This window comes from Mesorhizobium sp. C399B (assembly GCF_030323185.1).
Classification (GTDB): Bacteria; Pseudomonadota; Alphaproteobacteria; order Rhizobiales; family Rhizobiaceae; genus Mesorhizobium.
The window spans coordinates 4,295,228-4,312,176 of the sequence record NZ_CP100472.1; the positions used below are offsets into that span (position 1 = coordinate 4,295,228).

The following is a 16,949-nucleotide window of genomic DNA, read 5'->3' on the forward strand; positions in this document are numbered from 1 at the left end:
CAGATTGTGAACAAGGCGCTCCAGGCGTCCTGCGTAGGCAGCCCCAACCATGTCGGCAGCCCATGGGGTCACGCAGGAACGCAGGTCTTCGGCACCGGGCATACCGAGGCACATTGCTGCGCATCGAAGACCCCCTCGCATTCGGTGCACTTCTGTGACTCGATCACGTAGCTCTCGCCTTTGAACTTGATCGCGCCGGAAGGACATTCGAATTCGCAGGCGCCGCATTGGGTGCATTGGGATGCGATGATCTTGAAAGCCATTTTAACTCCTGGTCCGAATGGATGAGACAGCTCAGGCCGTCGCCGCGAGTGCGGGGGCCCCTGACGCGGCGGTGTAAATCGCGCTGATTGCCGTCGCGATATAGTCATGGGCGCAAGCGTCGGTGGCTCTGATTCCAGCGTCCGCGAGCTGATCCTGCGGGCAAGTTCCAATCCTGGCGCACAGCACGATATCTATGCCTTGAAGGGCTGCGATGATGCCATCGAGGGCGGCTTCCTTGCCCAAGCCGCCGAGGCAATACTTCTCCACCTTGCGATGCCCGACAAAGCTGATCCCTCTCGGCGAGGCTTCGTAAACCTGGAATTCCTTCGCATGGCCGAAATGTTCGTTGACGCGGCCGCCGCCCTTGGTCGCCACCGCGAAGAGGACGGATTTGCCGGGCCTCGCTGCCTTGACCAATCCGATCGCTTCACTTCTGGCCGCCACGTGATCACGGCGCTCCTGCGCGACCAGCTCCCGATAGGCGTTACGCTTGCTGGCATCGTAGGTGACCTCGCCGGGAATCCGGTCGGCCGTGAATTCCTGGCCACGATCCTCGCCAAGCATGCCGACGGCATCTGCCCGGCACTGCCGGCAGTGGCGCATCAACTGGGCGCCGCCTTCGAGACGATCCTGAAGAGCCTTCAGCTCCATTGCGTTTGGGCCGCGCTGCCCACTCAGTCCGTAGTGCGTGCCGTGCGCCGGGTCCGAAATCAGCGGCATGAGGTTGTGCAGGAACGCGCCTCGCTCCTTGACCCATCTATTCACCTCGATCAGATGCTCATCGTTCACGCCAGGAATCATCACCGAATTGATTTTGGTGAGGATGCCGCGCGCGGTCAGCATCTCCAGGCCCAACATCTGCCGCTCGTGCAGCATCCGGGCGGCTTCGAGGCCGACGTAGCGGCGATGGTCGTAAAAGATCCAAGGATATATCTTTGTACCGACCTCAGGGTCGACCATGTTGATGGTGATCGTCACGTGATCGACATTCATGTCGGCAAGCTCATCGACATGGTCCGGTAGCGCGAGCCCATTCGTGGAGATGCAAAACTTGATGTCTGGGATTTCCCTGGCGACCCTGGCGAAGGTCGCCTTCGTCTTCTTCCAGTCGTAACAGGCATCGCCCGGTCCGGCGATGCCGAGCACGGAAAGCTGCGGCACCTCGCTGGCGACCGCGATCACCTTGCGTAGCGCCTGGTCGGGCGTCAGCTTTTCAGAGGCCACCCCAGGCCGGCTTTCGTTGGCGCAGTCATATTTGCGATTGCAGTAGTTGCACTGGATGTTGCAGCCCGGCGCGACCGCGACGTGCATGCGCGCGAAATAGTGATGCGCCTCTTCTGAAAAGCAGGGGTGATCCTTGATCTTCTCCCAGACAGCCGGATCCGTGTCGTCGGGCTTTGTCGACGAGCCGCAGGATGACGCGCAGCCACCGGGTTTCATGGTGCCAAGCAACTGGTCACCGTATGTCGTGCTGAGGCTCTCAAGCGAAATTGCCGGTGCAGACATGAACGGCTCCGTTGCTGCGTGATGTCGCAGTTCAAAGCGCAAGAGCTATGCCAGCTCAAAGAGCTGTTTCGGTTTACGAATAGGCTTGTCGTGTCAGATTCCTTCGGATTGCTCCGACACACCTTTGTCGGGCTTACGACAGTGGACACGCAAATAGGGTCGCGAGGCTACCAGCCTTGGGCGCGCAAAGTGTGAACGAGACCACTCCGGGCTGCTTACGGTTGACGTCATAACGACGTCTAGAATTTCTTCACCACGATACCATGCCGGCGCAGGGCGTAGCCGACTTGCCGCGGCGTGAGGCCGAGGATACGAGCCGCCCTGGCCTGAACCCAACCGGCCTTGTCCATCGCGTCGATCACCCGGTCGCGTTCCGCCAGACGCGGGGGACAAGTGGGATCGTTCGGATCGCCGGCCGTAAAGGGAGATATCTTGCCTGCGGAGGCACCGATGCAACTGGCCGGCAGCCGCAATCCGACCGGCACTGCGTTGACCCGTGCGAGATCGTCGATGGCATTGCCGCCATTCGAGCGGTCGGCTCGCTTCCAGAGGAGCCAGGAAAGGCACTGGCCCTTCTTACAGGCGAAATCGGATGGAGTGATCGTCCTTGAGCGCGCAAGTGTGGCCGTCCTTTGGACGCAGTTCTCCAGCTCGCGGACGTTACCAGGGAAGTAACATTGCGAGATCAGGTCAAGCGCCGGCGCCGCGAAGGCTAGTGAGCGATCGTTCTCCTTGTTGAACCGGTTGAGGAAGGCGTTCGCAAGGCGTGGAATATCGCCGGTTCGCTCTCTGAGCGGAGGCAGGATAATTGGCACGACATTGATGCGGTAATAAAGGTCGGCCCTGAACTCCCCTTTTATGACGGCCGTCTCGAGGTCCTTGTTGGTGGCGCATATGAGGCGCACGTCGACCTGTAGCGTTTTGGTGCCGCCGACTCGCTCCAACTCGCCTTCCTGCAAGACACGCAACAGCTTGGCTTGAAAGGCCGGCGAAATCTCGCCGATTTCATCAAGTAGCAGCGTTCCCTCATTTGCCAATTCAAAACGACCGGCGCGCTGGGAGATAGCACCCGTGAAAGCGCCCTTTTCATGCCCAAACAGTTCTGACTCCAGAACGCTTTCAGACAGTGCGGCGCAGTTCAATTTGACGAAAGACTTCTTCCTCCGACGTGAGAGCTTATGGATGGCCTGCGCAAAGAATTCCTTGCCGGTGCCGCTTTCACCCCGAAGAAGCACGGTGGAATTGGTCCCTGCTACGACCGAGACGGTTTCGAGCACCTGCTTGAGTGCGGGGCTTTCCCCGATGATCCCGTCGATTTTGGCATCCGCATGCCGGGCAGGGTCGTAGGTCCTCCCCTCGTTGGGCGATTTCTCCGGTCCCGATTGCCCATGGCCACACCGCTGACGATCTGTACTCAGGGCGCGATGGAGGCGGATGGTCCGGCCGACAAGGTTGGCGACCATCGTCAGGAAATAAATGTCCTCGTCGTCGCGAAAATCGGTGGCGCCGTCTCCGGCGCGGTCGATCGACAATGTCCCAAGGATATCATGATCAGCCTTTAGCGGGATACCGATAAAGGCAATTGGGATGGTTCCGATGCTCGAAGACGTTTGAAGGTCAGCCTGAAATAGTTGGGACTTGCGCACGTCCGGTATGAAGAGCGGCGTCCCCGTAGCGACGATTTGATCTGTTACGGCCTGTGGTATGACGCGGCGAGTGCCTGATTGACGTACGTGGGTATTGCCGGCAGTCGCGGCAATCTCCAGCTCTCCTTCAGCGTCCAGGACGACGATTGCTCCGTGACGCATCTGCAGAAATGAAGGCAGGACGTTCACGACATTGGCGAGCGTAATCTCCAGCTCGCTGGGGGCGGTCAGCACCTTCGATATCTCGTAGAGTCCTCTGAGCGCGATATCTGATTGGGGCATGCTTTTGATGGGCGGTTCAGGGCGGGTCTCCCGAGGTCCAACCTCGTCGACCCGATCTTGCGGTCCGTGGGTCATGGAAACACCTCAGGGGTTGTCGTCCAGAGTGCTCCTCCTTTTTTATCTGAATTCTGAAAGCACAGTATTCACGAGCTTCTCTTCGTCAAAGCGACGATCGAAGCAAAGAAAATAGACTTGGCGTTGGGCGAGACCTAAACTGTATCAAGATCAACCCTCTTAATACGTGCGTGCGTCGGTCATCCGAATTTGAAGAGGACTCCGAAACCGCCGCGTGGATAGTTCCACTCGATCTCGCCACTGGTCTCACACAAAATCCGGCAGGTGCCGCACTCCATGCAGCCGTCAGCAGTGATCTCCACTTGACCTTTGTCGTTCAACTCATAACATTTCGCCGGGCAGACGTGGGTAAGCGCGAGCAAGTTCGCGCTTGGCCTCTCGTGCGGTCGCACTTTGATATGCGGGCGGCCGGAATCCACCAAGTAGCGGTTCTGGTAAAGCTTGTCCTCGACACGTGACTTTGTCACTGCGATCGTCATTTCGTCTCCCTTCAGCGCCACGCCAATGCAAGGCGGACCGCGTCGCTGACCAGCCCCCAACGCGAGCGCGCCTTGATGAAGGCCGCCGTGGTCGCCTTTTCCTTCTCGATCTTCGGCGTGCCGTCGACACGCATGAAGTTCTGCGCGGCTTGCGACATCAACCGCGGATAAGTTGTGAAGTAATTGCAGGAATTGGTGTGGAGCAAGGCCGGCATATCTTTGTATTTCTTTAGGTCCTTGACCACGAAGGACTTGTCCAGCATGGCTTTGTAAAGAGCGAGATTTCGTTTGGTCATAGGAGCGTTGCGGCTGTTGACCTCGATGATTGCCTCAGCCGCGATGCGGCCGGAGGTCATGGCGAGGTTCGAACCCTCGCGGTGAATGGCGTTGTTCAGTTGCGCGGCATCGCCGACCACGACCCAACCATCGCCAAACAGCTGCGGAATAGCCTTGTAGCCGCCTTCGGGAATGAGGTGTGCGGAATATTCTTTCACTTCCGAGCCGGCGATCAGCGGCCGGATAGAAGGATGGCTCTTTAAGGCGTCAAGGAGAACGTAGGGGCTCTCGACCATCGCGGCAAAATCGGAGACGAGGCAGCCAATGCCCAATGAGATCGACTCCTTGTTGGTGTAGAGGAAGCCGAGCCCGGCCATGCTGCGGGAGGTCGTGCCCACCGCCTCGATCACGCAGCCTTCATCGCCCTTGACGCCGAACCGCTGCTCAATGACCTCTTCGGGCAGGAAATGCATTTCCTTAACGGCGAGCGCCACGGCTTGTGCCTTCGGCATCTGGCGCAGGCCGGCTCGCGTGCCAAGCAGTCCGCAGACACCTTCTGCGAGAACGACCACGTCCGCGTAGATGGCTCCGCCGGCCCGATCTGTGCGGACGCCGACCACCCTGTCCTTGGCGTCACGGATGAGCTCCGTCACGGTCGTCTCGCACAGAACCGTCGCGCCGGCCTCGCGCACCTTACGCGAAAACCATTTGTCGAACTGGGCACGGATGATTGTGTATCGGTTGGGCTTGGCCTCATTGAAGTCGTCCGACCGATAGTGAATCCCGGTATGGGATGTGTCGTCCATCACCCAAAGCCGCTGTTCAACCAAATGCCGCTCGAGAGGCGCATCGTCCCTGAAATCCGGGATGATCTTCTCCAGCATGTTCGCGTACATGATGGCACCTTGGACATTCTTGGAGCCCGGATATTCACCGCGCTCCAACTGCAGCACCTTTAGGCCATGGCTGGCCATGGTGTAAGCAGCTGCGTTTCCGGACATGCCTGCCCCAACAACAATGGCGTCGAAGTTTTCCTCGATCATGTCCGTCCCTTAGCTCGCAAGCTTATCGCGACTGTGGGGCGACAGCCGCCGGGTGAAGGCTTCCGTCAGTGCGGGCAGGAAGCGGATCGCGTCGGTGACGATTCCGAGGTGAGCGAAATCGAAAATCGGCGCGTTCGGGTCGGTGTTGATGGCCACGATGAGATCCGCCCCCTCGACGCCAACCCGATGCTGGACGGCGCCGGAAATCCCGGCCGCTATGTAAAGCTTCGGCCGGATGGTCTTGCCAGTTTGGCCGATCTGCCGATCAGCTGGCATCCAGCTCTTCTGGACCAACGGGCGCGAACAGCCATGCTCGCCGCCGATTGCTCGCGCGAGGTTCTTCACAAGCTGCAGGTTCTCCGCCGCGCCAAGACCAAGGCCTCCCGCAACCACGACGTCGGCATAGGCAAGGTTTGCCTTTGCCGACTGATTGTCCGGCAGGAAGCCGAGGACTTTGGTAGCGATCTCGTCCTCGGCAAGCGAGAGCTTGTGCCGGATGACACGCCCGACCGGTTTATCCGTCCGCTGCGGCATGGGCATGACTCTTGGCCGCACTGTCGCCATCTGAGGGCGGAAATTGAGCGTATAGATCGTGCACAACAAGGAACCGCCGAAAGTCGGACGCGTGGCGGCGAGCGAACTGTCGGTATCCACATCGAGTTCGGTGCAGTCGGCCGTGAGCCCTGTCTGCAAGGTCGTCGCCACGGAGCCGGCAAGATCCCTGCCGAGTGTGGTGGCACCGAGAAGAAGGATTTCGGGTTTGTGGGTATCGACCAGATCCGTCATCGCCTTGGTGAAAGGCTCGTTCCGATAGTCGGCGAGCAGGGGCGCCTCGGCGATGTAGACAAGGTCAGCACCATAGGCGAATGCTTCGGCAACGGCGTTCCCGACGGCCTCTCCCGGCGGTCCGAGCACGACGCCTGCAAGCTGGACCTGAAGCTTGTCTGCTAATTTGCGGCCTTCGCCGAGCAGCTCGAATGATACGGGGTGGACCTGGCCGCGTTCGAGCTCGATGAAGACCCAGACGTGCCGGTAGTCCTTGAAATGGGCGGACAGCTCCTTCTTTATGCCGGCGCGGCCGGCGGCAGGGCGAGGGGTTTCTCGGTTCGCGGTCGACATCGTTTTGCTCCTTGCCGTCACGCGCCGCCGTTGAAGGCGAGCTCATGTTCCAGCGCCGGCTGGCGGGTGAAGATTGCGGTGATGAGTTCGTCAGCGACATCGCGCAAGGCCTTCTCGGCGGTGTCGATTAGTGCCGCCTTTTCAGCTCGAGCAGGAGGGGCGAAAACACGCTTGACGACCGTCGGTGAGCCGCGCAGGCCGCATTTGGTGAGATCCTCGATGCCGGCGTCGGCCGCGCTCCATTTCAAGACCTGGCTGCGCGCGGCGCACAAGGCGTCGTGGATCGAGCCCCGGCGGATCTCGTTTGTGCCTTCTAGCATGGTGATGAGACAAGGCAGCCTGCTCTTCAGCATCTGTGTGCCGCCTTCGGAGCGGCGCTCGACCTTGATCTCGCCTGCAGCAAGGTCAATAGAGGGGATCTTCGCGACATAGGTCAGTTGCAGGAGTCCGAGGCGCTTGGCGATGCCGGGCCCGACCTGGGCGGTGTCGCCATCGATCGTCTGCTTGCCGGTGAAGACGAGGTCTGGCGTGCCGAACGTCTCGCCGACCTTCGCGATTGCCTGGGAAAGGGCGAACGAGGTCGCCAGCGTGTCGGAGCCGGCAAAATAGCGGTCGGTCAAGAGCACCGCTCGGTCGGCGCCGTAGCCGAGCGCCTTGCGCAGCGCGTCCTCTGCCATGGGCGGACCCATGGTGAGCACAGTGACTTGCCCGCCATAGGCATCGCGCAGTCTGAGCGCTTCTTCGAGGGCGAACAGGTCGTAAGGGTTGATGATGGTCGGAACACCCTGGCGCATGATTGTGTTCGTCACCGGATGGACCCTTATCTGTGCCGAGTCCGGCACCTGCTTGATGCAGATTACGATGTGCATTGGCGGTTTCTCTAGGCTCCTGTCCGGGTGCGGGCATTGCGGTTATCTCCTTGATCCGCATAATTCGTGCCAAGTCTCTTGCGCTGCCCCCTTCCTACAACTTCGGCTGGTTGCTTCTGACGGCGCTGTGGTGATGACCGGATTTGTCGGCTGCTCGACATTGTCGCGTCGCAACCCTTGTCGCCGCTCATTCCCGTCCGAACCGCTTCAGCACCGAGTCGAACGGGACAAAGGTGTGACCCGGCGCGGCAGGTTTGTTCGGATCGTGGTCTTTGAGCACCTTGAAGACCCGATGCGTGAGCGGCGAGGAAATCGCAAAGTCCTCGTAAGCGCGTTCGAGCGTCGCGCGCACCCTCGCGGCAATCACCTGGTCGGGCAGACCGGAGAAATCTTCTTCGGCAAGGTATTGGCCCACGCGCTTCATTATATGGAGCCGCGAGACATTCAGCACCTTGGGGTCATAGGAGACGCCAAGGACTGAGAAGAACTCCTCCGCGGCCGACAGGCGCTTCAGTCGTGCGAGGATGTCTGTGACATCGATGGGGCGGCTGTCAGCGGAACAATTCATTGCATTCTCCCTGGTCGCAAAACTGTGGCCTTTGCGCGCGCGCGCACGGCTGACCTGGACCCGCACAGCTCGAAGAGGGACGCCTCGCTGCACATTTTATCGTAGAGCTCGACCAGTTGAGTTGCAGTGAGCGTCGATTTGGTCTCGGCCGCCTCGCGCCGGACGCGGGCCACCATCGCGGCTGCCAGATCCGGGTCGAGATCGCGACCGCTTTCGCTCAGCACATGGGCAATCGCAGTGGCGCCGGAATGCTTGCCGATGACGATCCGCCGGCAGCGGCCCACCAGAGCCGGATCAAGCCCCTGATAAGTACGCGAGTCCTTCAGCAGCCCTGCGACGTGAATGCCGGATTCGTGGGTGAAAACATCGGCGCCGACGACCGGCTTAGTGGCCGCGGTCTGCCGGCGGGCGGCCCAGGCCACCTCGGCGGCGAGGCCGGGCAATGCGGTCAGCTCGATGCCGGTATCTGCGCCGCCGAAGACCGCCATCGCGGCGGCCACCTCTTCCAGCGCGGCATTGCCCGCACGCTCGCCGAGCCCCAGGACGGTGACGGAGGCATGGCGCGCGCCTGCGCGGATCGCGGCTAGCGTGTTGGCGCCAGCAAGTCCGAGATCGTTGTGCGCATGAAATTCAAGGTCGATTGGAGACTGCACCACCAGCTGGGCGACAAGTTCGAAGGTTGAAAACGGGTCGAGAACACCGACTGTGTCGGCCAGCCTCACGCGGCTTGCGCCGGCGCGTGCGGCCGTCTCGATGACGCGGGCGAGATGATCCCGATTGGCCCGCGAGGCATCCTCGCACCCCACCGCGACGAAGAAGCCGGCGGCGGCGGCGCGCCTGACCATATCATCGATGACCTGGAGCGCTCCCGCCCTGTCGAGGCCGAGCTTGGCGGCAAGTTGGATGTCCGACGCAGGCAGCGACAAATTGACCGCTTGGACGCCGCTCTCGATCGCTGCATCGAGATCCAACGACGTCATCCGGCACCAGGCCATGAGCCGAACCGGAAGACGCCGCGCGACCACGGCGCGAATTGTTTCGATCTCGTCGACGCCCATGACCGGCGTGCCGATCTCGATCTCTGTCACGCCGGCCGCCGCAAGAGACTCAGCGATCTCCAGCTTTTCCGTCGTGGTAAAGGCGACGCCCGGCGCCTGCTCGCCATCGCGCAAGGTCGTATCGTTGAGGGAGACATGACGGGTCATGACCGGTAGCCTGTTCTTCTGCCGCTCACGCATAGACCGGATTACCCGGCCCAGAACCGGAAAAGCTGCGCAGCTTCCCCACGATTGCCGGCATGACCTCGAGCACCCGGTCGATATCCTCTTCGCTGTTGTCCCGCGCCAAGGAGAAGCGGACTGCCGCGTGCGGCGTTTTCATCGCGCTTAGGACATGGCTTGGTTCCAGAGAGCCGGAGGTGCAGGCCGAGCCAGAGGAACACGCGATGCCAATGCGGCTGAGGAGAAGTGGAATTCCATCACTTTCGACATGTTCGAAGGAGATGTTTGCGGTGTTGGGCAATCGTTGCAGGGGATCACCAGTGACACAGGTGCTTGGGATGCGCTGGAGGATCCCGCCCTCCAGGCGATCGCGGAGCGACTTTACCCGTGTGGTCTCGTCGTCCATGAATTTCAAGGCGAGTTCGGCCGCCGTCCCGAGCCCGGCTATGCCGGGCGTATTCTCGGTGCCGGCACGCCGGTTGTGTTCTTGGTGGCCCCCCTTGATCAGCGAATGGAAGTTCACGCCACGTTTTACGAAAAGCGCACCGATCCCTTTCGGCCCGTGCAGCTTGTGGCCGGAGAGCGACAGCATGTCGATTGAGGTCGACTTCAGGTCCATCGGAAGCTTGCCGACCGCCTGCACAGCATCGGTATGGAATAGGGCGCCGACTTCCTTGGCCAACTCGGCAAGCCTGGCCACGGGGAAGATCACACCAGTCTCGTTGTTCGCCCACATTATGGAAACGATTGCCACCTGTGGGGTGAGGGCGGCCATATAGGCGTCGAGGTCGAGCCGGCCACGGCAATCCACCGGGATCCTGTGCACCTTGACGCGGCGGGTCTTCTCAAGATGCGCGCAAAGCGTCAGCACGGCGGGATGCTCGACCGCGGACGTAACGATCTCGGTTCGGTTGGGCGCCGCCTCGAGCGCTGAAAGAAGCGCTGCATTGTCGCTTTCTGTCCCACCCGAGGTGAAGGTGATCTCATCGTCGAACTCCGCGCCGATCAGCGCTTGCAACTGCCTCCGCGCCTTTGTCACCGCCGCACTGACTGAGGCGCCAAGAGCGTGCGCCGACGAAGGGTTGGCGAATTGATCCCTAAAGAACGGCAACATCGCTTGCAGGACCGCAGGATCGACCCGTGTGGTTGCGTTGTTGTCGAGGTAGACAGGCTTCATAGGTGTGATCCTCAGTTGACCAGAATGATGCGGCGCGGACCGACTCGTTGAGCCTCTGGCGCATGCCGTTGATGATAATGGGCCTGAACTGGCAGCCCGCGCAGACGCCCGGAGTGTTTGACGCAGACCGGATCTCCGTCGAGATGGACATGTTCGCAGTGCCCGTCGTCAGCCCGCAGGTAAGGACGGCCCGAACGCGATAAGGTCTTCGATGAGCCGAATTTGGCGCAGCGGCGCGATTTGTCCGCAAGCAGCTCGGGTGACACCAGGACCCGAGCTGTTTCGGGAGGCGACGTTCTTTGCATCCTAGGGAAGCGAATGGCTGTCCCGAGATCGGCTTTGACCTTACCTTGTTCTTTAGGATGGGGACATCTGTCGTGCCGGCCATATAAGTCTCCTCTGCCGCAAAATCAGTCTGTCGGCCGCACAGGCGCTTCGGGCGTTTAACTGAAGGACTTGCCGCAGCCGCACTTTTCGCGCGCATTGGGGTTATCGAAGACAAAACCGGAGGATTCGAGCCCGGTGAGGAAGTCGACGGTCATGCCGGCTACATGGGGTTGGGAGCCCGCGTCCACGAACAGCTTGATCCCATCTGTGTCAGTGATCGCGTCGCCCTCGCGCGGCACGCTCTCCAGGCCCATTAAGTATTTGAAGCCGGCGCAGCCGCCGGCCTCGACCACAATGCGAAAGCCTTCCGCCGGCTCGCTGGCGCGGGAAAGAGCAGTCTTGAAGGCGGCAACAGCGTTGTCGGTGAGCGTAATCATGGCTCCATTCTCCTCAGTCCGGGACCTGCTTGCGCATCACGTCGCATGCACCGTGCCAAAGCGAAAAAAAACGTTTCAACACAGCGCGGCATCTCTGACACTGCCGTGCTTCTTGTGAGTGCATTGCTGCGAAGCTGTCGGCCAACCGACACGTACTGTCGGGTTTGTCGGGATCGCCACGAGGGATGTTGGGCCTGAGTTCTTGGTTGAACTCACATCAGCAAATACAGAACGTCTTCTGAGCTTGCTTCGGCGCAATTGGCACGGTTTTTGAGGCTCCGTTTGGCGAGGCGGCAAGAGCATGCCGATCCGCAATCATGCCGTGGGTGCCCTCGCGATGGATGGGGCGAAGCAAGGGAGCAACATGTCAGGACCGGGTCAGATACGCCTCGCTTGGCAAAGCAGCGCCGCCCGTGGCATCCGAATGCCCGCTTGGCCGATTGCGACAACACGCACACTCGCTCACCACCGCCCATTAGCCGCCGACCGGCTCAACGGGATGCCATCGGCATGTGCCTGCTCGCCGGTTTTCGCGCGGGTGCGACGCCGTATGCACGCTGTCAAGCGACACTTTGTTCATGGGCCAGCAGCAGATCAGGATCGAGCATTACGGCCGCCCTATCGGCTGAAGATTCCCCGGCAGGGCAACTGATCCTTACACGTAGGTAGAACCAGGGGTAAGACATGGACCAGCGCGAGAAACCGTCGCCGGATGAAATACGGTGGGCGTGCGAAGACAATCCGAAAATCCGGGAGCATGATCTCGCCGCTCGATTGGGCATTTCGGAAGCCGAATTGGTCGCGGCGCATTGTGGTCACGGCGCGGTGCGCATCGAGCCGCGCGTCGATGATCTGCTGATGGGTCTTGAAGCGGTCGGCGAGGTGATGGCGCTCACCCGCAACGAAAGTGCCGTGCACCAAAAGATCGGCGTCTACGACAAAGTGGTCACCGGCAACCAGCATGCCATGGTGCTCGGCGACGACATCGACCTGCGCATCTTCCCGAAAGCGTGGGCGTATGGCTTCGCCTTCGAGAAGCGCGAGGGAGCCGAGATCCGCCGCAGCCTGCAATTCTTTGATGCCGCCGGCGAGGCGATGCACAAAGTACATCTCAGGCCCGCCTCGAACCTGCACGCCTATCAGGATCTGACGGCAGAGCTCGTATCCTGCGACCAGGAGCCGATCATATCGGTCGAAGCGGGCGGTGCGCGCGATAACACAGTGAGTCCAGACCAAGCCGCCACTGCCGACGACCTACGCGAGCACTGGAGCCGGCTGAGCGACGTGCATCAGTTCTACCATATGTTGAAGACACTGAAGCTCAGCCGCTGCCAGGCAATGCGTATGGCCGACGAAGATTACGCTTGGCTGCTCGACAATGATGCCGTTGGCGCCCTGTTCCAACAGGCGGCCGAAGACGAGATGCCTATCATGTGCTTTGTCGGCAATCGTGGTTGCATCCAGATCCATTCCGGCCCGATCAAGTCGGTCAAGCAGATCGGACCGCGGATCAATGTGCTCGACGAGACCTTCCATCTGCATCTGAGGACCCATCACATCCGCGAGGTCTGGGCCGTGCGCAAGCCGATGAGGGACGGTCACGTGACGTCCATTGAAGCCTATGGCGCCGACGGCAAGATGATCATCCAGTTCTTCGGCACGCGCAAGGAAGGCGAACGCGAGCGCAGCGACTGGCGGTTTCTGGCCGAGAGTCTGCCACGCATTCCCGGTCCGAGCGACAGGGATGTATAGAGTGTGCCGACAGGCCCTCGGATTGAACCGGCCGCTATAGGACTCGGCACCACGTTCCGACAGCGGCTCGCGAGGAAATTTAGGTCCATGAGCGGAAAGGCTTGCCGTCGTAGCGGATGCGCACGGTCAGGTGATGCACGCCGGAATGGACCGCATCGATACAGTCAAGCTGGTCGCCGGCCGGACCGGTGCGCACGAGTGCATCGCCGTCTGACCGAAAATCCTTGCAGCGCCTGCGAGCGATAAAACGCATACGCCATCAACGCCGAACCGAAGCGCGGCTCGACCTTGTTGATATTCCGATCATCGCGCGCAAGCGCCGTCGGGTCTTGTCGGACCGCAGTCGATCCTTGCGCTGGATCGCGTCGTTGCTCAATCCGGGCCGTGCGAGCGATCTCCTCGCTCGTCGACCGGAAGGCTGTGCAGCAGCAGCCAAGCCGAACAGCTTGATGTCGCGGACTCGACAAAACCGACCACGGATGTCGGTTGTCGGACGTTGTCCTAAAAATGATGGACAGGTGATCCCAGCGGCGGGCCCAGTGCAGGCTGGCATTGCTTGGTGCAGCGCCATGGGTACGCCTATCCGGCACGAGACTTGCTTCGACGATTTGATCAGCAGGGCATCAGCAGTGTGTCACGGAGCTCAGAGGTGATTGACCAGCCTCTCAACCCCAACGGGGATAGCGGCGGCTTTGCTTCATGACCGCAGAGCGGCGGAGATGCCCCTTCTGATCGACTTCGCAACCGATCTCATCCGCGCTGGTGCAGGTGGGCTGTATCAGGCGACAGAATCTAGAAGGCGCCCGACAAGAGACGTGCCCATGCTGGAAATCGACTTTACGAACAGCCGTGCAATCTCAATCGAGCCATGAACGCCAATGTAGAGAAAACAAAATGGCGACCAACCCCGTTCCAGATCATGTCCCACCCGAAATGGTGAGGGACTTCAGCCTGTTTACATCGCCAGGGATGCCACCAACACCCAACGGGGATCCACACGCAGCTGTCGCTCGCGTACATGACGGGCCTCCGATCTTTTACTCCCGCTACAACACGCAAGATGGCCGGGGTACCTGGGTCATCACCCGTGCCGCGGACCAGCGGAGGGTGCTGCAGGACGCAGAGACTTTTTCCAGCCATCGCAGCATCTTCTCCTCCATACTGGGTGAAAACTGGCCGACGATCCCGCTTGAGCTCGATCCACCGGCCCATGGCGTCTTTCGCTCACTGCTCAGTCCGCTGCTTTCGCCAAAGCGGGTGTTGGCTTTGGAACCGGCTGTCCGCGAACGGGCGGTCGAGCTGATCGAAAGGATCGCCGCGTCGGGCACAAGCTGCGACGTGATGAAGGATTTTGCCTTTCCTTTCGCGGTGAGCACCTTTCTTCGCTTTCTGGGGTTGCCTGATGACCGACTCGATACATTCGTCGGCTGGGGGAAAGATCTGCTCCACGGCGACGATAAGGAACGACCTGTGGCTGCCCGGACGATCGTGGCATTCATCGACGAACTTGCAGCGATGCGCCGCGACGAGGCGGTTGACGATTTCATGACCTTTATCGTGCAGGCACAGGTCGAGGGCCGCCGGCTGACGGACACCCAAGTCCGCGGCATCGGCGTGCTTGTCTTCGTCGCTGGGCTCGACACGGTCGCAGCAGCTATAGGCTTTGACTTGGCGTACCTCGCACGCAACCTCAAAGATCAGCAATTGCTGCGGAGCGAACCGGACCGCATCCCACTCGCAACCGAAGAATTACTGCGGGCCTATCCGCCCATTCAGTTGATCCGCGTGGCCACGAAAGATATCGACTTCGAAGGCGCGCCGATCCGGAAGGGGGACTATGTTTCCTGCGCCACCATGATTGCCAATCGTGACCCGGCGGAATTCGAATGCCCCAACACGATCGATTTGGAGCGGGAGGACAACCGCCACGCCGCCTTTGGCTATGGTCCCCACCGTTGCCTTGGGTCACACCTTGCCCGGCGGGAGATTGTCATTGGCCTGGAGGAGTGGCTGGCGCGCATTCCAGCTTTCAGGATCAAGAGGGGTACGGCACCCATAACCACTGGCGGCCATGTGTTCGGGATCGAAAATTTGATCCTGGACTGGTCTTAGGCCCGCCCCGAGCCGGGGCACAGACAATGGAGGCAGCGCCATGCGCATCATCGTCCAAAAGGCCAAATGCCAGGGTCACGCGCGATGCGCGGCGCAAGCGCCGGACATCTTCAAGCTTGATGACGAGGGCTACATCCTGCCCGGTGACATTGAAGTTGCGGAAGGGGAGGAGCTGCCTGCATCGCGAGGCGCGCGATCCTGTCCTGAACGTGCGCTGGAACTCACTCTCTGACGCTCTGAATCAGACGTCATTCAACCGTGAGTCTGGCGGGCTTGAATGGGGCCGACCATGTGGCCGCACTCAGCACGCGACCTCTGTCCCGCACGGTTCACGTCCAACTCTGCAGGGGCATTTCCGGCGCCTGTGTTCCCCGTGAGGCGCAAACGGCAGGGCCCCGCGGTTCGCGAAACGCCTCCTTCCAATCACAGAATTTGCGACAGAGCCGAGTGGACCAGACGAGAATTGCCGAACTACTCGACCGCGAGGCGATCCGCGACTGCGTACACCCGAAGAACTGCCCGACCCATGTTGCGGCAGGCCGGGTCTCTGCATGAATTGATAGGACGAAACCAGGAGAACGCACCATATTTGCCCAACATTATGCCCGGCTCAGCACCGGCCAATGGCCGCACATTGAGCTGGAGAGGAGGTTCGACCAGCATGTGCTTGCCTGTGTGCTTTCACGTGCGCTCGAGGAGATCGAGGCCGGCGAGGCGACGGCGACGGAGGCAACCGGACTTTCGCGCGCCGAGTTGCGCGATGTCCTGGTCCGCTGTTTCCCTGCTTTTCCTATCAACGCGTTTGCCTTGAAAGAGGTGAGCGAGCCCGAGCCGGACCTGGAAGAAGAACTTCTGCATGGACTGCTGCTGGCGCATGCCCGACATGGCGACCCGGCGAGCGCCCGCTTCGCCAAGATCATCGCCCGGCGTGCCATGCGCAATGACCACCTCTGGCAGGACCTCGGCCTTTTCAATCGAACCGACCTCGGCCGCCTGCTCGCCTGGCATTTTCCGACGCTGGCGGCCGGCAACACCCAAAACATGAAATGGAAAAAATACTTTTATCGCAAGCTCTGCGAGGCCGAAGGCTTTTCGCTGTGCAGCTCCCCCAGTTGCCGGGACTGCAATGATTTCGAAAGCTGCTTCGGCCCGGAGGAAGGCGAAAGCCGCCTCACACGGACCAAGGACAACGCCCAGGATTGAGAGCCGCTTTCGTCAATTGTACAGCGCCAGCGCTCGCGCCGCGCCATATGTCTCTTGTCGAATGTCGACTGCTCCCTTCGGGGATTGAATGCTGTGCATGCTGTCCGATTGCTCGCGATGCTCGCTTCGGCGGGCGCCGTCATGATGGCGGTGCAGGATGCGACCCGCACCATCGCCGCCGAGCAACTGGTGTTCTCCGGGCCGTTGCTGCTCGCCTGCCTCGCGGTTGCGGCGCCTGGGCGGCCGCGGTTCACCGACGTCATTGTTCGCGCTGGTGCACAGTTTCGCCTCGCTCACCCATTGGGGCGGCCAGATTGTCTCCGGCGTGGCCATCAATTTCGTTGCTGCCGGCTCCGCCATCATTCTCGGCCAGGTTCCGGCAGGGCGCGCACTGGGGTTCCTGGAAGCTTTTCGAGCTTTCTGCTTCGCGCCGCCAGCTGAATTGTGGTTGCTTATGGACAAAATAGGACACTAGATTCGGTTTTTGGATAGCTTTGAAGGCATCGACTTCTGGCACATGCGCCAGATAGCGCGTCAGCACGAACTTCCAAGCGTGCTACCTTTTGAACGACAGCTCTGCGCCTCATCCCGGCC

Annotated in this window: 15 protein-coding genes and 2 pseudogenes; 5 read left to right on the forward strand and 12 right to left on the reverse strand. The window is 60.7% G+C overall.

What is annotated here, in order from left to right; genetic code table 11:
• Positions 1-68: 68 nt before the first annotated feature.
• From NLY36_RS20580 to NLY36_RS20630, 11 genes are all read right to left on the reverse strand, one after another.
• Positions 69-263 carry a 4Fe-4S dicluster domain-containing protein gene (locus tag NLY36_RS20580; RefSeq protein WP_023672218.1) on the reverse strand — a complete coding sequence of 65 codons (195 nt, stop codon included), beginning with the start codon at positions 261-263 and terminating at the stop codon, positions 69-71.
• A 31-nt stretch (positions 264-294) separates the two neighbouring features.
• The gene (gene nifB, locus NLY36_RS20585; RefSeq protein ID WP_023736295.1) at positions 295-1,770 is read right to left on the reverse strand and encodes a nitrogenase cofactor biosynthesis protein NifB; all 1,476 of its coding nucleotides are present in this window, start codon (positions 1,768-1,770) and stop codon (positions 295-297) included.
• Positions 1,771-2,009: 239 nt separating this feature from the next.
• The gene (nifA, locus tag NLY36_RS20590; protein WP_031249259.1) at positions 2,010-3,773 is read right to left on the reverse strand and encodes a nif-specific transcriptional activator NifA; all 1,764 of its coding nucleotides are present in this window, start codon (positions 3,771-3,773) and stop codon (positions 2,010-2,012) included.
• 179 nt (positions 3,774-3,952) lie between these two features.
• Positions 3,953-4,252, reverse strand: a complete 300-nt coding sequence (locus NLY36_RS20595) for a ferredoxin family protein (protein WP_023678245.1) — start codon at positions 4,250-4,252, stop codon at positions 3,953-3,955.
• Between the two features lie 11 nt (positions 4,253-4,263).
• Entirely contained in the window at positions 4,264-5,571 is a 1,308-nt protein-coding gene (locus tag NLY36_RS20600) for an FAD-binding protein (RefSeq protein WP_023736297.1), read from the reverse strand.
• Between the two features lie 9 nt (positions 5,572-5,580).
• Positions 5,581-6,690 (reverse strand): electron transfer flavoprotein subunit alpha/FixB family protein, encoded by a 1,110-nt coding sequence (locus NLY36_RS20605; protein WP_023736298.1) that lies wholly within the window; start codon positions 6,688-6,690, stop codon positions 5,581-5,583.
• A gap of 17 nt (positions 6,691-6,707) precedes the next feature.
• Positions 6,708-7,559, reverse strand: coding sequence for an electron transfer flavoprotein subunit beta/FixA family protein (locus NLY36_RS20610; RefSeq protein WP_023736299.1), 852 nt, complete (start codon positions 7,557-7,559; stop codon positions 6,708-6,710).
• 187 nt (positions 7,560-7,746) lie between these two features.
• Positions 7,747-8,127 carry a nitrogenase stabilizing/protective protein NifW gene (gene nifW, locus NLY36_RS20615; protein ID WP_023736300.1) on the reverse strand — a complete coding sequence of 127 codons (381 nt, stop codon included), beginning with the start codon at positions 8,125-8,127 and terminating at the stop codon, positions 7,747-7,749.
• Positions 8,124-9,332: a homocitrate synthase gene (gene nifV, locus NLY36_RS20620; protein ID WP_023736301.1), complete on the reverse strand. Its 1,209-nt coding sequence runs from the start codon at positions 9,330-9,332 to the stop codon at positions 8,124-8,126. Before nifV ends, nifW begins: the two co-directional genes overlap by 4 nt.
• 25 nt (positions 9,333-9,357) lie before the next feature.
• Positions 9,358-10,524: a cysteine desulfurase NifS gene (nifS, locus tag NLY36_RS20625; RefSeq protein ID WP_023736302.1), complete on the reverse strand. Its 1,167-nt coding sequence runs from the start codon at positions 10,522-10,524 to the stop codon at positions 9,358-9,360.
• A 443-nt stretch (positions 10,525-10,967) separates the two neighbouring features.
• Positions 10,968-11,288, reverse strand: coding sequence for a HesB/IscA family protein (locus tag NLY36_RS20630; RefSeq protein WP_023736304.1), 321 nt, complete (start codon positions 11,286-11,288; stop codon positions 10,968-10,970).
• A 684-nt stretch (positions 11,289-11,972) separates the two neighbouring features.
• Here NLY36_RS20630 and NLY36_RS20635 point away from each other — a divergent pair.
• On the forward strand, positions 11,973-13,040 hold the full coding sequence (locus tag NLY36_RS20635; RefSeq protein WP_023736305.1) for a hemin-degrading factor: 1,068 nt from the start codon (positions 11,973-11,975) through the stop codon (positions 13,038-13,040).
• A 79-nt stretch (positions 13,041-13,119) separates the two neighbouring features.
• Here NLY36_RS20635 and NLY36_RS20640 read toward each other — a convergent pair.
• Positions 13,120-13,507 (reverse strand): annotated as a pseudogene (locus NLY36_RS20640) (hypothetical protein).
• Between the two features lie 427 nt (positions 13,508-13,934).
• Here NLY36_RS20640 and NLY36_RS20645 point away from each other — a divergent pair.
• The 4 genes and pseudogenes from NLY36_RS20645 to NLY36_RS20660 form a co-directional block, all read left to right on the forward strand.
• A complete protein-coding gene (locus NLY36_RS20645; protein WP_023736307.1) occupies positions 13,935-15,152 on the forward strand; it encodes a cytochrome P450 in 1,218 nt (405 codons plus the stop codon).
• A gap of 40 nt (positions 15,153-15,192) precedes the next feature.
• On the forward strand, positions 15,193-15,384 hold the full coding sequence (locus NLY36_RS20650; RefSeq protein WP_023736308.1) for a ferredoxin: 192 nt from the start codon (positions 15,193-15,195) through the stop codon (positions 15,382-15,384).
• 353 nt (positions 15,385-15,737) lie between these two features.
• A complete protein-coding gene (locus NLY36_RS20655; protein ID WP_023736309.1) occupies positions 15,738-16,355 on the forward strand; it encodes a nitrogen fixation protein NifQ in 618 nt (205 codons plus the stop codon).
• 265 nt (positions 16,356-16,620) lie between these two features.
• Positions 16,621-16,728: pseudogene (locus NLY36_RS20660) on the forward strand (ABC transporter permease); the annotation flags it as partial.
• Positions 16,729-16,949: the final 221 nt, after the last annotated feature.

Excerpts from the sequence above, each read along its gene's own strand:
- NLY36_RS20580 (WP_023672218.1), bottom strand. The coding sequence starts at position 263 with ATGGCTTTCAAGATCATCGCATCCCAATGCACCCAATGCGGCGCCTGC.
- nifB (WP_023736295.1), bottom strand. The coding sequence starts at position 1,770 with ATGTCTGCACCGGCAATTTCGCTTGAGAGCCTCAGCACGACATACGGT.
- nifA (WP_031249259.1), bottom strand. The coding sequence starts at position 3,773 with ATGACCCACGGACCGCAAGATCGGGTCGACGAGGTTGGACCTCGGGAG.
- NLY36_RS20595 (WP_023678245.1), bottom strand. The coding sequence starts at position 4,252 with ATGACGATCGCAGTGACAAAGTCACGTGTCGAGGACAAGCTTTACCAG.
- NLY36_RS20600 (WP_023736297.1), bottom strand. The coding sequence starts at position 5,571 with ATGATCGAGGAAAACTTCGACGCCATTGTTGTTGGGGCAGGCATGTCC.
- NLY36_RS20605 (WP_023736298.1), bottom strand. The coding sequence starts at position 6,690 with ATGTCGACCGCGAACCGAGAAACCCCTCGCCCTGCCGCCGGCCGCGCC.
- NLY36_RS20610 (WP_023736299.1), bottom strand. The coding sequence starts at position 7,559 with ATGCACATCGTAATCTGCATCAAGCAGGTGCCGGACTCGGCACAGATA.
- nifW (WP_023736300.1), bottom strand. The coding sequence starts at position 8,127 with ATGAATTGTTCCGCTGACAGCCGCCCCATCGATGTCACAGACATCCTC.
- nifV (WP_023736301.1), bottom strand. The coding sequence starts at position 9,332 with ATGACCCGTCATGTCTCCCTCAACGATACGACCTTGCGCGATGGCGAG.
- nifS (WP_023736302.1), bottom strand. The coding sequence starts at position 10,524 with ATGAAGCCTGTCTACCTCGACAACAACGCAACCACACGGGTCGATCCT.
- NLY36_RS20630 (WP_023736304.1), bottom strand. The coding sequence starts at position 11,288 with ATGATTACGCTCACCGACAACGCTGTTGCCGCCTTCAAGACTGCTCTT.
- NLY36_RS20635 (WP_023736305.1), top strand. The coding sequence starts at position 11,973 with ATGGACCAGCGCGAGAAACCGTCGCCGGATGAAATACGGTGGGCGTGC.
- NLY36_RS20645 (WP_023736307.1), top strand. The coding sequence starts at position 13,935 with ATGGCGACCAACCCCGTTCCAGATCATGTCCCACCCGAAATGGTGAGG.
- NLY36_RS20650 (WP_023736308.1), top strand. The coding sequence starts at position 15,193 with ATGCGCATCATCGTCCAAAAGGCCAAATGCCAGGGTCACGCGCGATGC.